At 52.2% G+C, this 18,695-nt stretch carries 13 protein-coding genes and 4 pseudogenes; 10 read left to right on the forward strand and 7 right to left on the reverse strand.

Going from position 1 to position 18,695, the window contains the following annotated elements:
* Positions 1 to 786, forward strand: a pseudogene (locus tag LOK74_RS00005) (group II intron maturase-specific domain-containing protein); the annotation flags it as partial.
* 151 nt (positions 787 to 937) lie between these two features.
* Here the strand turns inward: LOK74_RS00005 and LOK74_RS00010 are convergent.
* On the reverse strand, positions 938 to 3,259 hold the full coding sequence (locus LOK74_RS00010; RefSeq protein WP_230044492.1) for an S-layer homology domain-containing protein: 2,322 nt from the start codon (positions 3,257 to 3,259) through the stop codon (positions 938 to 940).
* A gap of 153 nt (positions 3,260 to 3,412) precedes the next feature.
* On the opposite strand from LOK74_RS00010, the gene LOK74_RS00015 reads away from it, so the two are divergent.
* The 6 genes from LOK74_RS00015 to LOK74_RS00040 all read left to right on the forward strand — a co-directional run bounded on the left by LOK74_RS00015 (position 3,413) and on the right by LOK74_RS00040 (position 7,503).
* Complete coding sequence (locus LOK74_RS00015) at positions 3,413 to 3,715, forward strand: ArsR/SmtB family transcription factor (RefSeq protein ID WP_230044493.1); 303 nt, start codon at positions 3,413 to 3,415, stop codon at positions 3,713 to 3,715.
* Between the two features lie 282 nt (positions 3,716 to 3,997).
* Positions 3,998 to 5,161 (forward strand): MFS transporter, encoded by a 1,164-nt coding sequence (locus LOK74_RS00020; protein ID WP_230044494.1) that lies wholly within the window; start codon positions 3,998 to 4,000, stop codon positions 5,159 to 5,161.
* A 197-nt stretch (positions 5,162 to 5,358) separates the two neighbouring features.
* Positions 5,359 to 6,375: an LLM class flavin-dependent oxidoreductase gene (locus tag LOK74_RS00025; protein WP_230044495.1), complete on the forward strand. Its 1,017-nt coding sequence runs from the start codon at positions 5,359 to 5,361 to the stop codon at positions 6,373 to 6,375.
* 11 nt (positions 6,376 to 6,386) lie between these two features.
* Entirely contained in the window at positions 6,387 to 6,554 is a 168-nt protein-coding gene (locus tag LOK74_RS00030) for a hypothetical protein (protein WP_230044496.1), read from the forward strand.
* A gap of 87 nt (positions 6,555 to 6,641) precedes the next feature.
* Positions 6,642 to 6,953, forward strand: a complete 312-nt coding sequence (locus LOK74_RS00035) for a DUF4870 domain-containing protein (protein ID WP_230044497.1) — start codon at positions 6,642 to 6,644, stop codon at positions 6,951 to 6,953.
* A gap of 76 nt (positions 6,954 to 7,029) precedes the next feature.
* Complete coding sequence (locus LOK74_RS00040) at positions 7,030 to 7,503, forward strand: GNAT family N-acetyltransferase (protein WP_230044498.1); 474 nt, start codon at positions 7,030 to 7,032, stop codon at positions 7,501 to 7,503.
* A gap of 149 nt (positions 7,504 to 7,652) precedes the next feature.
* On the opposite strand, the gene LOK74_RS00045 is transcribed toward LOK74_RS00040, so the two are convergent.
* On the reverse strand, positions 7,653 to 7,988 hold the full coding sequence (locus tag LOK74_RS00045; protein ID WP_230044499.1) for a protein kinase family protein: 336 nt from the start codon (positions 7,986 to 7,988) through the stop codon (positions 7,653 to 7,655).
* A gap of 197 nt (positions 7,989 to 8,185) precedes the next feature.
* A complete protein-coding gene (locus LOK74_RS00050; protein ID WP_230044500.1) occupies positions 8,186 to 9,883 on the reverse strand; it encodes a sigma-54 interaction domain-containing protein in 1,698 nt (565 codons plus the stop codon).
* 229 nt (positions 9,884 to 10,112) lie between these two features.
* Here LOK74_RS00050 and LOK74_RS00055 point away from each other — a divergent pair, with 229 nt between their 5' ends.
* From LOK74_RS00055 to LOK74_RS00065, 3 genes and pseudogenes are all read left to right on the forward strand, one after another.
* Positions 10,113 to 11,546, forward strand: a complete 1,434-nt coding sequence (locus LOK74_RS00055) for an aldehyde dehydrogenase family protein (protein ID WP_230044501.1) — start codon at positions 10,113 to 10,115, stop codon at positions 11,544 to 11,546.
* A 45-nt stretch (positions 11,547 to 11,591) separates the two neighbouring features.
* Positions 11,592 to 12,440: an AhlS family quorum-quenching N-acyl homoserine lactonase gene (gene ahlS / locus LOK74_RS00060; RefSeq protein ID WP_230044502.1), complete on the forward strand. Its 849-nt coding sequence runs from the start codon at positions 11,592 to 11,594 to the stop codon at positions 12,438 to 12,440.
* 15 nt (positions 12,441 to 12,455) lie between these two features.
* A pseudogene (locus tag LOK74_RS00065) lies at positions 12,456 to 13,636 on the forward strand (iron-containing alcohol dehydrogenase).
* 184 nt (positions 13,637 to 13,820) lie between these two features.
* Here LOK74_RS00065 and LOK74_RS00070 read toward each other — a convergent pair.
* The 4 genes and pseudogenes from LOK74_RS00070 to LOK74_RS00085 all read right to left on the reverse strand — a co-directional run.
* Positions 13,821 to 15,029, reverse strand: a complete 1,209-nt coding sequence (locus LOK74_RS00070; RefSeq protein ID WP_230044503.1) for a CynX/NimT family MFS transporter — start codon at positions 15,027 to 15,029, stop codon at positions 13,821 to 13,823.
* A 182-nt stretch (positions 15,030 to 15,211) separates the two neighbouring features.
* Positions 15,212 to 16,324: an aminopeptidase gene (locus tag LOK74_RS00075; RefSeq protein WP_230044504.1), complete on the reverse strand. Its 1,113-nt coding sequence runs from the start codon at positions 16,322 to 16,324 to the stop codon at positions 15,212 to 15,214.
* 31 nt (positions 16,325 to 16,355) lie between these two features.
* Positions 16,356 to 17,554: pseudogene (locus tag LOK74_RS00080) on the reverse strand (iron-containing alcohol dehydrogenase).
* Between the two features lie 115 nt (positions 17,555 to 17,669).
* A pseudogene (locus tag LOK74_RS00085) lies at positions 17,670 to 18,659 on the reverse strand (IS1182 family transposase); the annotation flags it as partial.
* Positions 18,660 to 18,695 lie beyond the last annotated feature (36 nt).

Below are 18,695 nucleotides of genomic sequence, written 5' to 3' on the forward strand. Positions count from 1 at the left end.
GAGGATAAAACCCTTCTCAAGCTTATTAGAAGTTACTTAGAGTCCGGCATCATGATTAACGGCCTTGAAACAATTAATGAACAAGGAGTACCGCAAGGTGGCCCTCTCAGTCCACTTCTATCTAACATCATGTTACATGAGCTAGACAAGGAACTGGAGAAGAGAAATCTTCACTTCGTCCGGTACGCAGACGACTGTAACATATATGTCTCCTCAAAGAAGGCTGGCCTACGGATAATGGAATCCATTACTAAGTTCATGGAAGAGAAGCTGAAACTTAAGGTCAACAAAGACAAAAGTACGGTGGATCGTCCATGGAGACGAAAGTTTCTTGGTTTCAGTTTTACCTCCCAATTCGAACCGAGAATTCGAGTAGCCAAAGAAAGCATGAAGAAGGTAAAACAGAGAATTCGGGAATTTACCTCAAGATCTAAACCATTACCTATGGAGTATCGGATTGAACAGCTAAACCAATACCTTATCGGCTGGGTTGGATCCTTCTCGCTTGCGGATACACCTTCGGTATTCTCCAGTTTAGATGAATGGATAAGAAGAAGACTCCGCATGTGCCTATGGAAACAGTGGAAGAAACCTCAAACAAAAGTAAAAAGGCTTTTAACGTTGGGAGCTCCCAAAGTAAAAGCCTATGAATGGGGTAATTCTCGTAAGAAATACTGGCGGATTGCTTGTAGTCCAATACTTCACAGAACTTTGGATAATGCCTATTGGCAGACCGAAGGTCTGAAAAGTCTTAAGGAGAGGTACTCTCTTTTACGTCATACTTAGCTGAACCGCCGTATACCGAACGGTACGTACGGTGGTGTGAGGAGACGGGGGTTAGCCGCCCCCTCTTACTCGATTGAAAAAGAACGATCACAGCAGAGCGGCCGTTCTCTGATCGGAACGACTATTCCAACGGTACAGACGGAGGTGAGATTTAATCATCATCATCCTCTTCCTGCGTTTTTTCAGCCTTTCTCACCATGTACCGATACAGCATGTCTGCAGCTTCGCCGAGACTGACGCTCTCTGCAGGCTGGAACGTATCGCCTGACACCTGCAGCAGCTCCATCTTCATTCCCAGTGCAACGTGTCCTCGCTGTTTGATCTGGTCCTGATCGGCAAAGGGAAGTTGAAACAGCTCGTCATCACTGGCTAGTTCGGCGTACCCTAACGCATTCACCAGAGAGACAAGCGCTTCTTCGCGGGTGATCGGGCGATCCGGCTCAAAGTTGCTCATTGTCGTGGCTACCCGCTTTCGTTCTACTGCCCACTCAATCGCTTGATAATAGGGATGATCGGCGCTGACATCGGCAAAGCTTGGTTCGCGATCAACGGTCGGCTGACTTTTGCTCCATGACGGTGACAGGTAGCGATGCGGGTGTTCCAGCGTGTACCAGATGTCATAAAACTCTCCGCGAGAGATGGACCGTTCGGGATGCAGCAAACCGTCTTCTCCCACTTGGATGGCGCCAAGCTGCAGGAGATGAGCCAGTTCCCTGCCTGCGGCATGATCGCGGATGTCAGCCGGCAGCTCTCGTTGGGCTGGCGTATCCTCAGGCGACTTCCTCTCTTCTCCCGTCCGGTTGTCAATGATCTTACCGGTCAGCGCATCCAACGAGTACCCTTGATTTCCCGGGGAGAGAAAGTCGTAGACCAATTGTGCTGTTGCGGGTGCACTTTCACTCGACCCGCTTCGTGCTCCTTCTGAGCGAAACAGCGTATACTGCAGACGCAAACGGCTGGCCTCCAGGTACAATCGTTTCGCTTGCTCCGGCGTGATAAACTGCTCCTTGGGAGGAATCGTTAGATTTTCGCTCCATTCCCGCTCGTACAGCACAACCTCCCCTGTCTTTTTTGACACTTCCACCGTGATGCGGTCCGATTGCACATTGACCCCGTCGACTTTTCGCTCGTATGAAAATCGGTAAAAGGCTCCATCCGCATCACCGCCGTACGCGTTGTTATCTGCATAGAGTTGATCCAGGTAACCGGCATTTACTTTCTGCACAAAAGCAGTCGCTGTCTTCTCCGCCTGCTCTGGCGTGACCGGGAAGGGGCCTTCCGGCGGTTGGCGGAATGTAAAGTCTCCTTCCTGCGGCTTGTACAGGGGAGCAAGATTAAAGCGGAACAGGTTGCCTTTCTCGTCATATGCGGCGATTGCCCATCGGTGCGTTCCCTGCAAACTTTCGTATTCAGCGTCAATCGCATAATAAAACGGGCAGCCGCACTTCGGCCAGCTTGGGCCTTTCACTACTTGGTGAAGCGTTACACCTTCAGGAGGGATGTAGGTTTGTAAAAAAAGCTGTTTTACCTGCTCGGGGCTTACAGGCTGATCCGGCGAGCCAGTACTGGTCGACGTTGGCGCTTCTGCCATCTGATCCGTGTGCAGTCGGCTCGCTTCGTCTGTCCTCCGAAACGGGATCACGTCCCCGTGGTAGTTCCGATGTTGGCCGGTATGCGCGTCTATGTAGTACAGGGGATGGGTCAGTTCATAGGTGAAGGAGCCCTGCTTTTCCTGCGGTTTTTCACCCGAATAATCGGTTTCGATAAACGTAGCCAGCACCACTCCGGTCTCTTTACGCAGCGTCTCCATCACCGCATCGGGTGACAACATGTTCTCGACTGGTTCGAACGTTACGGATTCCGCATCCGGTCCATCGCGCCGCATCTCAAGAATCGTTCCGTCTCCTCTGACCATTACCTCGATCCGCTGGTCGGCAAAAGGGATGCCGTCGATCATCGGGCTGAATTCCAGTTCATATTCTTCTCTAGGAGATAGGAGTATGGTTCGTGTTTTTTTCCATTGGTCAGGATCAAGCTGATAGTCGAGCTGTTGGTTCGGCGTTGTTTTTTTCAACCAATTCCTTGCTGCATCTGCCGCTTCCCGCATGCTGAGAGCAGGAGGAAAGACAGGTTTCAGGTTGTGGTTGCGGTAGGAAAACTCCCGGACGATACCGCTGTCGGCGTCAATTGTCACATGGATCCAACCTTGCTTGTCCTGTTCCGATCTCCAGGACACATCCCAGACGGGGATCTCAGACGGGCCGTATGTCTTTTTTTGGACAGTTGGTTCAGTATAGGAGTCTGGCACGGCTACAAGATTTTGGGCGATCGCGATCGCTTCTGCTGATTCAATCTTGGCTTCCGGCCGCGTTGTCTGCGATGGAGTGTCTGCAGCCGTAGACGGCGGAATGATCGGGAAAACAAGGCAGGTGGCAACCAAGCTGGCAAGTACCCAGTTTGTGCGAATGATCATCATCCCCTTATTTTGGAAATTCCAAGATGATTATAGCAGTTTTTGCTTGTTGGCTAAAGCATCATTCTTGTTGGCAACATCACGTTGCCTCATGACAATGCACAAGGGCAAATACAATTTGACATATCGGTATTTTTAGATATAATAACACGTATGAAACCAATTGAAGTGTTTAAAGCCCTGTCGAATGACGCGAGACTGCAAATCTTGCAATGGTTGAAAGATCCGGAAGCCCATTTTACTCCCCATGAAGGGGTGGATATGAGAGAAACTGGGGTATGTGTAAGTCAAATCACGAAAAAGTTGAATATGACCCAGTCAACCGCTTCTCAGTACCTTTCGATGCTGCAGCGTGCCGGGCTGATCAAGACGGTGCGGATCGGCAAGTTTACGTATTACACAAGAGATGAGGACGCCATTCGTCAAATCGCCGATTACCTGAGAGAAGAATTGTAAAAAGAACTGGATACCACGTTCGTATTCAGTTTCTTTCAGGCATACAAATTAACATTTCGCGATATATTTTTTTGTAATATATTTTTTTGTGATATGGATCGATAATTCTAGATATGTTTACTCGTAGGTATTTTTTTCAACCAAACATATCGACATATTCAAAAATGTATTGGTTGTTTTCTGACTCCGTAAAAGGAGGTGACAAGCAAATCAGACCAAGGTCGAAAGAAGAACCTGATTGGCACATGCAAAACAATACAAGGAAAAAGGAGTGGAAGATTCTTGTCAAACACCTGGAACATTTACCTATTGGCCATTGTTAGTTTTTTGGTGGGAACATCTGATTATATCATTTCAGGTATTTTGGATAAAATCGCTGATGCGATGGGTGTCACGGTCGTTGCCGCCGGTCAGCTCATTACTGTTTTCTCGTTTGTTTACGCGATAGGGACGCCGATTTTGATGGCCCTAACGGCACGAGCGGATAGGCGTACTTTACTTGTTGCGGCTCTCGGAGTATTTGTAGCGGGAAACCTGCTTTCCTTTTTCTTGCCTAGCTTTGGGCTGCTCATGGTCGCGCGCATCATCATGGCTCTTGGTGCCGGGGTCGTCGTCGTTACGGCACTTAGCTTGGCGGCCAAAATGGCCCCTCCGGGCAAGCAAGCTAGTTCCATCGCTACGGTCGTCATGGGATTTACGACCTCCTTGATTATTGGGGTGCCGCTTGGAAGAGTTATTGCTGCTGCCTATGGATGGGAATATGTATTTGTTGGTATTGCGCTCGCCGGTTTGGTCGCTTTGGCTGTTCTGTTCCTAACCATTCCTCAGATGGAGGGGGATGCTCCCGTGCCCCTGGGCAAACAGTTTGCCCTTTTGAAAAAAACAAAGGTTGCCCTGGGATTATCGATCACGTTTTTTTGGCTTGGCGGGTATTCGATTGCCTATACTTATCTGTCGCCCTACCTTCTCGACGTCGCGGGTATGAGCGAACAACTGCTGAGTACGGCCTTGCTCGCTTTTGGGATCGCCAGTCTGGTTGGCTCCAAAGCAGGTGGATACAGTGCAGATAAGTGGGGGGTATCGTTCACGCTCATCGTTGGCATGATCTTGCATGTCGTATCGCTCCTGCTGCTGTCTATCGCTGCTCCATCAACCACTGCCGTATTTGTACTCTTGATCGTATGGTCGTTTTCAGCCTGGTCATCTGGACCGACCCAACAATACAACCTGGTCACCCTTAATCCTGAATCCTCCGGTGTCATGTTGAGTCTCAACCAGTCGATGATGCAGCTGTCCATGTCTGCCGGTGCAGCGATCGGGGGCATTGCCGTGGGGAACGTGTCGCTCTCTTCAATCACTTGGTTCGGGGCTTTGGGAGTAGCGATCGCGATTGCCGCATCGCTGAAACTATCCCGTTTGTCGTTGCAAAAGAAGGTGGCAGGATAAAAACGAAGCATCTGCAAGGTGTATGACATCGCGATCCTTTGACGTTTGCAGCCGCATAATCAGGTAGACGAAAAGGAATGGACTGCGGGCACATTGCCTGCAGTTTTAGCATTGATGGGAGAGCGGAAAAAAGGTTACGTTAGATAAAGAGCGTCTGTATTACAACTCAATCAGATAGAAGGCCAGGTGAAGCCATGATGGTAAGCTTAAGCGTATTGGATCAGTCTCCCATCCCGGAAGGAAGTACGCCTTCCGAAGCGTTGGCGCAAACAGCCAGGCTGGCCCAGGAAGTGGAGAAGCTCGGCTATCGCCGATTCTGGGTTTCTGAGCATCATTTTACATATAGCCTTGCCGGGTCCAGTCCGGAAGTGTTGATCTCCCATCTCGCTGCCAAGACGGAAAAGCTGCGGATCGGATCAGGCGGTGTGATGCTGCCGCACTACAGCCCGTATAAAGTAGCGGAAAATTTTCGTGTATTGGAGGCGCTTTATCCGGGGCGCATCGATCTGGGCTTGGGACGGGCACCAGGGGGGATGCCGTTAGCCACACGAGCACTGCAGGAGGGAAAGCAGATCGGGATCGACAGGTATCCGGATCAATTGGATGATCTGATCGCCTATCTACACGATTCGCTAGGGGAAAACCACCCATTTGCTGGGCTGGTCGCCACTCCAGTGATTCCCACGGCGCCGGACATATGGCTGCTTGGCTCGAGCGGGGAGAGCGCCAGGCTCGCTGCAGAGCGGGGGGCGGCGTTTGCCTTTGCCCAATTCATCAACGGACAGCAGGATGTGGGCGTAGAGGCGATGAAAACGTACTCGCGTCATTTTCGTCCGTCTGTGCTGGCGGAAAAGCCCCGGTCGATGGTGGCAGTATTCGCGATTTGTGCCGAGACAGAGGAAGAGGCAGAACGAGTGGCCTCCAGCCTCGACTTGTCCATACTGCTGATTGAACAGGGGGGAGGACATAAAGGAGTCCCTTCTGTGGAGGCGGCGCAGTCGTATCCGTATACCACATATGACCAATACAGAATCAAAGCGAACCGGCAGCGAATGATCGTCGGTACCAAGGAACAGGTGAAGCGGCGAATCCTGGAACTTTGCGAGGCTTACAACACCGAAGAATGCATGGTGGTGACGATTACCCACGATTTCGAAGCTAGACTGCAATCGTATCGCTTGCTGGCAGAAGCTTTTGATCTGGCTGCACAGTGAACGGGGGCACGATGTACGATCGCGGCAACATAAAACGGCGCAGCCTGGCGGTCTTCAAGGAGGCTGCGTCTTACTTTTTAAGTGGGGAAGACGAGCAAAACGAGCAGCATGGACGGATCGAATCGTCGGTTCGGTATCACGGCTGGTTTCTCCGTCTGGAGAAGGAGATTTTATCGTGATCGAGACGGTGTTCTTTCTGCGTGTCTGCGTGTTATGCTGGAATCAACCAACGAGGTGGAAATCTATGCCTCAACGTAAAGGGGACAATGAACATGAACACGATTGCCAAAATTCTCACCCATGCCAGCACCTTTTTTGCTCCGATCCTGGTTCCTGTGATCGTCTGGCTGCTGGTTGACGAGCGTGAAGTGCGAAACATCGCTTTGCAAGCGCTGCTGTTTCACATCATTATGGGTGTTCTGATCGGCATCTCTTACGTCTTTTCATTTATTTTGATTGGCATCCCGTTTCTTATCGTATTTGGGCTTGTCGCGTTGTATTATCCGATCAAAGGCATCATTTGCGCGTTGAATGACAGAGGGTTTCATTATCCGGTCATTGGTTCGTTTTTTCGGTAAGGTGAGGCGCTAAACACGACGCGAAAACCAGCTGAACGATGGGTCAGCATGCATGTTTGAGAGGAGGGGGCAGGATGTGCAGGTCGTATCTTTGCAACAAAGGCCGGATTTGTTTGAAGCAGTGGTGGAAGTATTCTGGAGACAGTGGGGAACGCAGGACAACTACAGGTTTTACCATGACTGCATGCTTCATTCTGGCCACCTAGGCAGCGATCTGCCGACGTTCTATGTAGCTGTACATGGCGATTCCATCGTTGGAATATACGCATTGCTCAGAACAGATTTCGTTAGCCGTCAGGATCTGTTTCCATGGCTGGCTTGCCTGTACATCGTTCCAGAGCATAGGGGAAACAAGTATGGATCTTTGCTGCTGAAGCACGCTGCCGAAGAGGCATTCAAGAAAGGGTATGACAACGTGTATCTGTATTCGGATCTAGAAGGCTACTACGAAAAGTATGGCTGGAGCTTTTTGGCGAACGGCTATACGATAGGTGGTCACGCCACAAAAATATACGTAAGAGCAAGCGAATCTACAGGAGATGACCACTAGAATATTTGCTTCATTTCCTCTATATTTGCAACTCTGTTAAACTCCCAACCGGACCAGTGTTTCTCCACCTCAAGCCAATTGATTCCTTCCGTCAATAGAGAACTTGCTGGTCTGGACTTATCCCTACATGGTCAATACGAAATGATATCCTATAACTCTTTAGTCAAGAGGCTCTTGGTTTTGGCTCTTTCCTGCACTTGCTCCTCGCTTACATCGCGATTTCCGATGGTTTCGCCTTCAATAGATTCGTAGAGGAGATAAACTCTACTTTTCCCCTCGCATTTATAATCGCCATGCTTTGTTAAGATCGGTACAGGCATTTTATCTTTCAGGGAGCTATTTTGCAGAAGCCAAACCGTAACAGGCATATAATTATCAATAAGAGCCGTCCATTTTGAAGTGGACGTTCTTCTTTTTTCATAAATCTTTAGGAAGTAGGTTTGCTTGTCGTTAAACACTTTATTTTCTTTGAACACCCTCCGCAACAAAACGCTCTTGGAAATTCCCAAGAGCGTGATTTTGTTAGAAACTAATCGTACCTAGTTCCCAATCAGCAACGATCGTAGCACTCCCACTAATTCATGTTTTATGGTGTTTTTTGAAAGCATATCAATATCTCCGTACATATCGATCTACATTACGTACTCTAATCAAAGCCTGTTGTGGTGCACTTGCTTGCCGTCTATTCCACGGCAAGATGCCACCGTTTCAGCTTCTTTACCAGTGTTGAGTGATCCATTCCCAGATGCTGTGCGGCTTTTCGCAGCGAGCCATGCTTTTGGATCGCTTCCCGCACAATCCGCTGCTCGAACTTTTCCACTCGTTCCTTCAGCGTCAGGGCCGTCCCGGGGGCGGTCGTCTGCTCGTAGATGTGCAGCGGCAGGTCGTGAGGTTCAATCGTCTGTGAGGGGACAGAGACGATCATCCCTTCGATCAGGTTTTTCAGCTCCCTCACATTGCCGGGCCAGTGGTAGCTGCTCAGGATCGCCTTCGTCTCTGCCGCCAACTGCTTGTCGACGTGATATTGTTTGCAAAAGTAAGAGAAAAAGTGGTCGAGCAGCGCCCCTACGTCCTCTGCCCGCTCGGCCAAGGGAGGAATGTGGATTTCTACCACCTGCAGACGGTAGTACAAGTCTTCGCGAAACGTTCCACGCCGAATCAGTGCTTTCAAGTTCTGGTTAGTAGCCGAGATAATCCGAATGTCCAGCTTGCGAACCGTGCTGCTGCCGATTCGCTGGATCTGTTTTTCCTGCAGGACCCGCAGTAGTTTTACCTGGAGGGGCAGGGGAAGCTCACCGATTTCATCCAGCATCACCGTTCCTTGATCGGCCAGTTCTAGAAGGCCGATTTTCCCTTCTTGGCGAGCCCCGGTAAACGCTCCTTTCTCGTATCCGAACAACTCCGATTCCAGCAGCGTCTCTGGAATCGCTCCGCAGTTCACTTTGATAAACGGACGATCTTTTCGTTGGCTCAGGTCATGGATCAGGTTGGCGACCACCTCTTTGCCCACACCGGAAGGACCGGTCAACAGAATGCTGGTGGGATAGGGTGCAACCTGCTGAACTTTGTTGAAAATCTGCTTCATCGGATTGCTGCGAAAGATGATCTTGTCATCCGAACTGCTGAACGAATAGGTATAGCGGTTCTGATTGATTTGCGAAAAGCTTTTCGCCTTCTCCATTTCCCGCTTCAGCTCATTGAGATGGGTGATGTCTCTGACGCTGGTCACCACCATCTCAATCTCCCCGGAATCATTGAAAAAGGGATTGCCTGTGACGATGACATCTTTTTTTCCGCCGATCTTCTGCAAGATAGAGATGCATTTCTTTTTTTCCAGGACAAGCAGTGAGACCGACTGATCGAAATAACCCTGGCTGGTTAACTCGGCCATGTGCCGACCGACCAACTCATCCCTGCGAAAGCCGGTAATCTCCTCGTACGCGGTGTTGACTAGCAGCGTAATGCCGTTCTTGTCCACTACGTAGATACCGTCCGTTGCACATTCGATGATCGTCTCCATTTGTTTAAACAAGGAGCGGTAGTGCTCCATCTCGGAGATGTCCTGTATCACGCCGATCGCACCGATCAGCCGGTCATCTTCGTAGATCGGGGTGCGGTTGACCATACACTGGCGGCCGGCGATCTCCATCTTCACGCCGATCGAACGCTCCCCGCTTTGCAGCACTTTTGGCATCTGCGTGGTAGGGATCAGAGCCCGGATATCATGCCCCTCCCAGTTCTCGTCTTGAATGTTCAGCAGTTCTTTGGCCGAATCGTTGATTAAAAGAATCTTGCTCTCTGCATCGACGACGATCACGCCATTATGCATGGAAGAAAAGATACGTTCCCAAATCCGCTGTGTGACGATTGGCTGGTTCATTGCTGAAACCTCCCTTGCCATCGAATGGTGAAGAATATCACCGTTCGGTGAATATAATCACCACTGGTTTTCTTCGCCTCTGGTTAGTGAAAACCCTGCATAGGCGGTGATTTTTATCACCACTGTGTTTTTCAGAAGGCGTTCAAAACCGCGTTACATCCTGTTGGCATGGGGATTGCTTATATGACTCGAACGAGGGAAGCGCTTACAGCAGGAGAGGAGGAAAGAGATGAATGAAATGACAAAAGGGCTTTTTCTCAATGGGAAGTGGGTCGCCAGAGACAGGACATATCCACTGCACGCTCCGTACGATGGAAAACAGTTGGCCACGATCAGCATGGCCGATACCGACGATGTAAAACGGGCCATCGAAGGAGCTTATCAAGCGTACCAGACCATGCGCCAGATGCCGGCGCACCAGCGTGCGGAGATCTTGTACCGCCTGGCCGACCTGTTGCAGGAGAGGAAGGAACAACTGGCCCGCATCGTCGCCGAGGAGGCTGGCAAACCGATCCGTACCGCGCGAGCAGAGGTGGCCAGAACGATTGTTACCTACCGCTTTGCGGCAGAGGAAGCGAAACGGATCTACGGCGAAACAATCCCAATGGATGCAGCCCCGGGCGGCGAGCATCGGCTGGGGATGACCTGGCGGGAACCGTTGGGTGTTGTCGTGGCCATTACACCGTTTAACTTCCCGCTCAATCTGGTGGCTCATAAACTGGGGCCCGCCTTTGCGGCAGGAAATACGGTCGTCTTGAAACCAGCCGAACAAACCCCGCTCAGTGCTTTGCAGATTGCGGAGCTTTTTCAGCAAGCTGGTCTCCCGGACGGAGCGCTGCAGGTACTGACTGGCAGCGGTCGTGAACTGAGCGATGCTCTGATAACCGACCAGCGGGTGAAAAAAGTGACCTTTACCGGCAGTGCTGCCGTCGGCAAGCTGATCAAAGCAAAGGCGGGGCTGCGAAAAGTGACGCTGGAGTTGGGCTCCAACTCGGCGTTGATCGTGGAGCCGGATGTTTCCTTGGATCAGATCATCCCGCGCTGCGTGGAGGGGGCATTTACGTATGCTGGTCAGGTATGTATCTCTTTGCAGCGGATTTACGTGCATGAATCGATCTACGAGCCGTTTAGCAGCGCTTTTATCGAACAGACCCGACGGCTGCAGGTAGGCGACCCGCTGTTAGAGACAACCGACATCAGCGCCGTGATCCATGAGCGGGAGGCGGAGCGCATCCAGTCGTGGATCGATCAGGCTGTGCAGGCGGGAGCGAGTCTTGGCTGTGGTGGAACGAGTGAAGGCTCACGGGTCACCCCAACCGTTCTGCTGGATGTCACGCCAGATATGGCCGTCTCCTGCGAAGAGGCGTTCGCTCCCATCGTCTCTATCGTGCCCTACAAGGACTTGCCGGAAGCCATCAATCTGGTCAATGATTCCGTATACGGGCTAAACGTTGGCATCTACTCACGGGACATCGACCGTGCACTATATGCAGCGCGCCAGTTGGAGGCTGGTGGCGTGATTGTCAACGATATCCCTACGTTCCGCGTCGATCACATGCCATATGGCGGTGTAAAAGAAAGCGGTTACGGGCGTGAAGGGGTCAAGTATGCCATGCAAGAAATGACGGAAGTGAAGTTTGTATCGATCAAAACGAGCCTGTAAAGCAGAAGCGTGTAAAAGAACGAGCATCGAAGAGGAGGAATAGGAATGTCTAATGTTGTGAAAGCCAAACCGAAGCTGTACGTACTGGATAATGGTCGGATGCGAATGGATAAGAATTGGATGATCGCCATGCACAATCCGGCCACGATCCACAATCCCCATGTACCGACTCAGTTCGTCGAATTTCCGATTTATACCGTGTTGATCGATCACCCGGAAGGGAAAATCTTGTTTGACACAGCCTGCAATCCCGATTCGATGGGCGCACAAGGTCGCTGGGCGGAATCGACACAGCAGATGTTTCCCTGGACCGCCAGCGAAGAGTGTTATCTGCACAATCGATTGGAGCAACTGAAAGTGAGACCGGAGGAGATCAAGTACGTGGTCGCCTCCCACTTGCACCTCGACCATGCAGGATGTCTGGAGATGTTCACCAATGCCACGATTATTGTGCATGAGGATGAGTTGAACGGAACGCTGCAAAGTTATGCCCGCAACCAAAAAGAGGGAGCTTACATCTGGGCGGATATTGATGCCTGGATCAAAAACAACTTGCAGTGGCGTACGGTAAAGCGGGGAGAAGACAACTTGAAGCTGGCGGAGGGAGTACATGTGCTCAACTTTGGCAGCGGGCACGCCTGGGGGATGATCGGGCTGCATCTGCAAATGCCGGAGACAGGCGGCATCATCCTGGCGTCCGATGCTGTCTACACGGCGGAAAGTTACGGACCGCCGATCAAACCGCCAGGCATTATCTACGATTCGCTTGGCTATGCCAACACAGTGGAAAAGATTCGCCGGATAGCCACAGAGACCAACTCCCAGGTCTGGTTCGGCCATGATGCGGAACAGTTTAAGAAATTCCGCAAGTCGACCGAAGGCTGCTACGAGTAAGCAAGGGGGATTCAGATGGAAATGGCCAAACTGGTGTTTACGCCACTTAGTTATACCGGGTGGGGGCACTTCAGCAATTGCTCTCAGAAGTAAATCGATTTTCTCCCCAGCGCATCCTGGTGGTGACAGACCCGACCCTGCAGCAGATCGGGTTGGTGGAACAGGTCGTCGCCCCGCTTCGGAAAGCGCAGTATGATGTAGACGTGTATACAGATGTGCTGCCGGAACCACCGCTGGAGACGGGAGAGCGACTGGTCAGCTACACCAGAGACGGCAAGTTTGACCTGGTGATTGGTCTTGGCGGGGGCAGCGCACTGGATTTGGCCAAGCTGGCTGCCGTACTGGCCGTACATGAGGGAGCGGTCGAAGAGTACCTCAACCTGACGGGGTCGCGCCAGATCGAGCAGAAAGGCTTGCCCAAAATCTTGATTCCCACAACCTCCGGCACGGGCTCGGAAGTGACCAATATCGCCGTCCTATCCCTGCAGACGACCAAAGACGTGGTGACCCACGATTATCTGCTTGCCGACGCCGCGATTGTAGACCCGCAAGTAACGGTGTCCGTTCCTCCCCGGGTCACGGCTGCCACCGGTATCGACGCACTGACCCATGCGGTAGAGGCTTATGTATCGGTCCAGGCCAGCCCGGCGACTGACGGCTTGGCCCTGCAGGCGATGCGGCTGATCTCCCGCTCGATTCGTCGGGCGGTAGAGAACGGAGCGGACCGGGAAGCGCGCTCGGATATGAGCTACGGAAGCTATCTGGCCGGCCTGGCTTTCTTTAATGCCGGGGTAGCGGGGGTGCATGCGCTCGCTTATCCGTTGGGCGGCCAGTTTCACCTCGCACACGGCGAGTCTAACGCCGTCCTGCTTCCCTATGTGATGGGCTATATCCGTCACAGCTGCCCCAAACGAATGGCTGATATGCTGAATGCGCTGGGCGGAAACTCAAGCTATCTGTCGGAGACAGAAGCTTCTTACAAGTGCGTCGAAGCATTGGAACGGCTGGTCGGGGATGTCGGCATACCCCGTACGCTAGGTGGCTTCAACATCCCGGAAACGGCCCTGGAGAGCCTTACCCAAGACGGGTTGAAACAAAAACGGCTGCTGGCGCGGAGTCCGTACCCGCTGCAGGAACATGATATCCGTGCCATCTACCAGTCGGCATTTGAAGGGATCGTTAGAGAGCCTGACTAGACTTTGGGTCCAATGATGGTTTTCTAAACTTCGTTATTCAGGTTTGGTTGACCGGCGATTAACGACTTTTGAGGAAAGCATACAGGCGGCAATCCTTCACCGTTTTGTCCGGGAAGGATTGCCGCCTGATCAGAATAACGACTTCTATCTTTACTATGGAAAATGCATTCATCAGGAAAGGTATTCATTTTCCCTCCACTGTTACATATCCACTCCTGCCAGCTAGGGTCCCGACGGCTATCAACAGAACAGACACCACCATCAACAGCAGCAACGGGATGGTATAGCTCTCCGTCACATCGTGAAGCCAGCCAAACAAGGTCGGCCCTGCAGCGGCTAGCAAGTATCCGAACGACTGAGCCATACCGGACAGTTCGGCTGACTGTTGTGGGTCGCGAGAGCGGAGCACGAAAAACATCATGGCCAGACTAAACGATGCGCCAGCCCCGATTCCCAACAGGATCACCCATATCGCCACCAGTGTGTTGAATCCGCTCAAGAGACCGCCAAGTCCGATCAGGATAAAAAATCCAGCGGTGACGGCCAGACCCCGCTGGCTGGAACGACGACCTGCCGCAACGGGTACGAGAAAGGTAACCGGCAGTACCACAAACTGCATCAGCGACAGCATCCAGCCCGCGTTGGCGCCGGTCATCCCCTGCTGTTGCAAGATCTCAGGCAGCCAGGCGATGGTGACGTAAAACACCATCGATTGCAATCCCATAAAAAGCGTCACCTGCCAAGCCAAACGTGAGCGCCACAGTTGAACGGGTGAGCTGACGGGAGTCTGGATCGCACGCTTTCGGAAGCGCAGCTGCGGCAGCCAAACGAGAATGGCGGCTGTGGAAAGGATCGCCCAGCAGCCCAGTGCTCCACTCCACCCCATCCCAAGCCCCTGGGCGATCGGGATGCTGACACCAGAGGCAATCGCCCCCCACAGGTTCATACTGACTGTATAGACGCCGGTCATGACGCCGACGCGTTCTGGAAAGTCCCTTTTGACCAGACTGGGAACCAATACATTGCCGAGGGCAATCGCCAGACCCAATAGGGCAGTACCCAGAAACAAGGTGACAACCCCTTGGGATGAACGCAGGATAATCCCCGCGGTCAGCAGGATCATCCCTGTCCAGATCGTCGTCTCCAACCCGAACCTGCGAGCGATCCGCGGAGCAAAGGGGGAGAGCAAAGCGAAAGCGAGCAGTGGCAAAGTAGTCACCACACCGGCCGCTGCATGGGAGATTCCCAGATCATGACTGATGTCTCCAATGATGGGGCCAACGACCGTGATGGGTGCGCGGAGATTGGCCGCTACAATCACGATCCCGAAGATAAGCATCAGGGACGCAGCTTTAGCTTGGGCGCGTTGATTCCCTGCTTGTTTGGTCAACATGTCTATCTGCCTCGTTCCCTTTCAAGTTAATAGAAAAATAGCTGTATTGGCTTAGTTTTGCAAACAGTGCTTTCTGTAGTGGTAACGTTACTTTTCCAAGAATGGGAAAAGACCGGTCGCAGTCGTCGCAAAGCGATGCTGAGCGGTCTTTTTCCGTACGCCTCTAGGCTAGAACAGCTAGTCTATACGAGATTTTCCGGATTCAACCCTTCCAATTCCGGCAAAACAAAGCGACCATCCTTGCGGATCAGCACGTCGTCGAACCAGATCTCTCCGCCTCCGTACTCGGGTCGTTGGATTTGCACCATATCCCAGTGGATGGCCGATCGGTTGCCGTTGTCGGCGATGTCATAAGCGTTGCCAGGCGTGAAGTGGAAGCTGCCGGCAATCTTTTCATCGAATAAGATGTCCTGCATCGGATGCAATATATGCGGATTAAAGCCAATCGCGAACTCGCCGATGTACCGTGCTCCTTCGTCCGTGTCGAGAATTTCGTTGAGTGCTTTGCTGTTGCTCGCGGTCGCCTCGACGATTCGTCCTTTGGAGAAAGTTAGTTTGACGTCGGTAAACGTCGTTCCTTCGTGGTTGGTCGGGGTATTAAAGGCGATCGTACCCTCGACAGAATCTCGCACAGGAGCGGTGTACACTTCGCCGTCCGGGATGTTGCGGTCTCCGGCGCACTTGATCGCCGGGATCCCTTTGATAGAGAAGCTGAGGTCCGTTCCCGGTGCGGTAATCCGTACCCGGTCGGTTCGCTCCATTAGTTCCTTGAGCGGGTCCATCGCTCTCGACATCTTGGCGTAGTCCAGGTTGCAGACAGAGAAGTAGAAATCCTCAAAAGATTCCAGGCTCATGTTGGCTGCTTGTGCCATCGATTTGTTTGGATAGCGGAGCACGACCCAACGTTTGTGTGGGACACGCTCGCCCAGATGTACCGGCTTGTAGTAAACCCGCGAGTACAAGCTCATTTTTTCTTCCGGAATGTCTGCGTACTCGTTGATGTTTTCATAGGCTCGTACGGCGACGTAGGCGTCGACATCTTTCATCCGAGCCAATTCGTGTTTGGCAAACAGCTCCATCTGTTCTTGATTGCTGCCGAGAATCATCTCCCGCATCACTTCCTGGTCTTTCAGCGTGACCAAGGGGATCGCGCCCACAGCGTACGCTTCGCGGATCAGCGCTTTGACGATTGGCGCCTGCAGGTCGATGTTTTCGATTAGCACCTTTTCTCCCTGCTGCAGGTTGAGGGAGTAGCGAATCAAGCGACTCGCCAATTCTTTGACTCGTGGATCCATAGGAAGGAGACACCTCCGTTATTGGAGTTGATTAATAACAAGCTTCGTATAAGGCCAGTACATCATCGGTATACAGAGGGCGGGAACTGCTGATATGATCGCTTCCCTGACCGCCAATGCGCACCGATTCCTGGGCCATCACCGCCAATGAGTCGCGTGAGATGGCAAAGTCGGACAGCCGCTGCGTGATGCCGATCCGGGCAAACCAGGCAGATACCGCTTCGATGGTCGCTTCTGCGGCGACACGTTCGTTGCTTTCGGTTACCCCGAAACACTCTCTGCCCATCCGAGCCAACCGTTCGGGACGGTCTTCGAGGATCACCTGACGGAAATACGGGATCGCCAGAATGGCCAAACCCCGTCCGTGGGCAATGTCGTAAAAGCCGCTTACCGTATGCTCTACCTTGTGCAGGGGGTAGCCGACGTTGCGGCCGGACAGCGTAAAGGGACTGATCGCCAGGGTGCTGGTCCAGAGCAGTGTGGAGCGTGCTTCTTCATGGCTTGGCTCTTCCATCGCCACGGAGGCAAAACGAACCACCTGGCGGATCAGCGACTCTGTGAAACCGTCCTGTACGGGCGTGCTGGCTCTGCTGATCAGGTAGGCTTCAAACAGATGGGAAAATATATCAGCAGAAGCTTCCGCTGTCACATGGGGTGGTACAGTGTACGTCAGCGACGGATCGAGAATGGCCACTTTGGGAAAGAGGCCCGGTCCGGAAATGGAGGACTTCTCATGCGACTCCCAGTGCGTCAGCACACTGATGCTGTTCGCTTCCGAGCCAGTTGCTGCAACCGTCGGGATGGTGATCAGCGGCAGCGCCTGTTGGACCGGCACCAACTGTTTGGCGGTACCGGAGGGGTTGCCCCGCATATAGTCATAGATCGGACGGCCAGACAAAGCAGCGGCGGCGATTGCCTTGGCCGCATCCATCACTGAACCGCCGCCTACCGCAATCACACCATCGCAGCCTTCTTCACGGGCGATGCGGGCTGCGCTGTCAACGGTCGTGGTACGCGGATTGGGCTCTACGCCTTCAAACAGGACGTAAGCAACTTGTGCCGATTGCAGCCGTTCACAGATCCGCTCCAACAAACCGGTTTTTTGGCCGAACTGCCACCGGTGACAAGCAGAACCTTTTCTCCCAATTGCTTGGCCTCGCCCCCGATCCGGTCTACTTCACCCACGCCAAACAGGATTCGGGTGGGAAAAGAGAGTTCAAAAGGAAACACGGTAGAATCACCCCTTGCTTTGTGCAGAAAATGAGTATGTACGTTTCCATTGTATCATAATCAAAATACAGATATCTCGAGTAGAGCGGGTGCACAACCTAATCAAGACTGGCTAGCCCGCATCAGCTATGACGGTGTTTGGCAGCTTGCCGAACTGTGATTTTATTTTCTCCAGATGAGGGATGAGGCAGCGTGTATCAGTTGGCCGCTGATGGACACTGTAGCCGAGAATGAATTGATTTTCGGTACCGATCTGAACGTTGTAACCCGGCTTGAGCTGGCCGTTTCGCATGTGGTCTTCTTTCATCCTCATAAACGTAGCATCATGGTCCGTTTTGCTGTAGCTGTTTCGCTTGCCTAAAATCGTCTCATGCGTCTCATACTTTTGGAGGCGAGGAAGCAGATCCTTGCGGAGTGTGCGAACCGCCTTCTTTAGTGGCTTGTCTTTTGGCTTCTTCTGCAGGCGCTCTTCCAATTGCTTGACGACATTCTCCAGCTTTTCACTGGTGATGGCAGAGGACTCGCCCAGTTCGTGAAGATCCTTACCCCCGTGTGCCCCTTCTTCTTGCTTCTCCGCTTCCTCAATGGCAGCGAACAAGGTCTGGACTTTCTCTTGGAGCTTGGCTTTGTGCTTGACGACAGCTTTTCCCCAAACAAATGTATACCGGTTGGCATTGGCTTCGATCTTGGTGCCGTCCACAAAGTAATGCTCCAGTTGTATGTAATTCTCCTCAACCAGAAATGGAAGAACTGCGGTACATACGGTTTCTAGCACGGTTTTCATTCGTTCTGAGCGAAACCGGTTGATGGTGCGGAAGTCCGGACGTTGTCTGCCTGCGATCCACATGAACATCATGTTTTCACGGACGGCCTTGGCAATCTGGCGAGAGGAGTAGATACGCTGGGTGTAGGCGTATATGATGATTTTGGTGAGCATCTTGGGGTGGTAGCTGTTACGTCCGCCTCCGGGGTAAGCCGCATCGAAGATGGCGTCGTCGAGACGATTGACGGCGGCATTGACCACACGAACGAGATGATTGGCGGGAATGTCTTCTTCTAAATCCATTGGTAAGTAGAGTTGATCCATGGTATATTGAATGTACAAAGAAACCGTCTCCTTTTTGTAAATGGTTGGTGGTAC

This window comes from Brevibacillus humidisoli, assembly GCF_020923435.1.
Taxonomy (GTDB): Bacteria; Bacillota; Bacilli; order Brevibacillales; family Brevibacillaceae; genus Brevibacillus_E; species Brevibacillus_E humidisoli.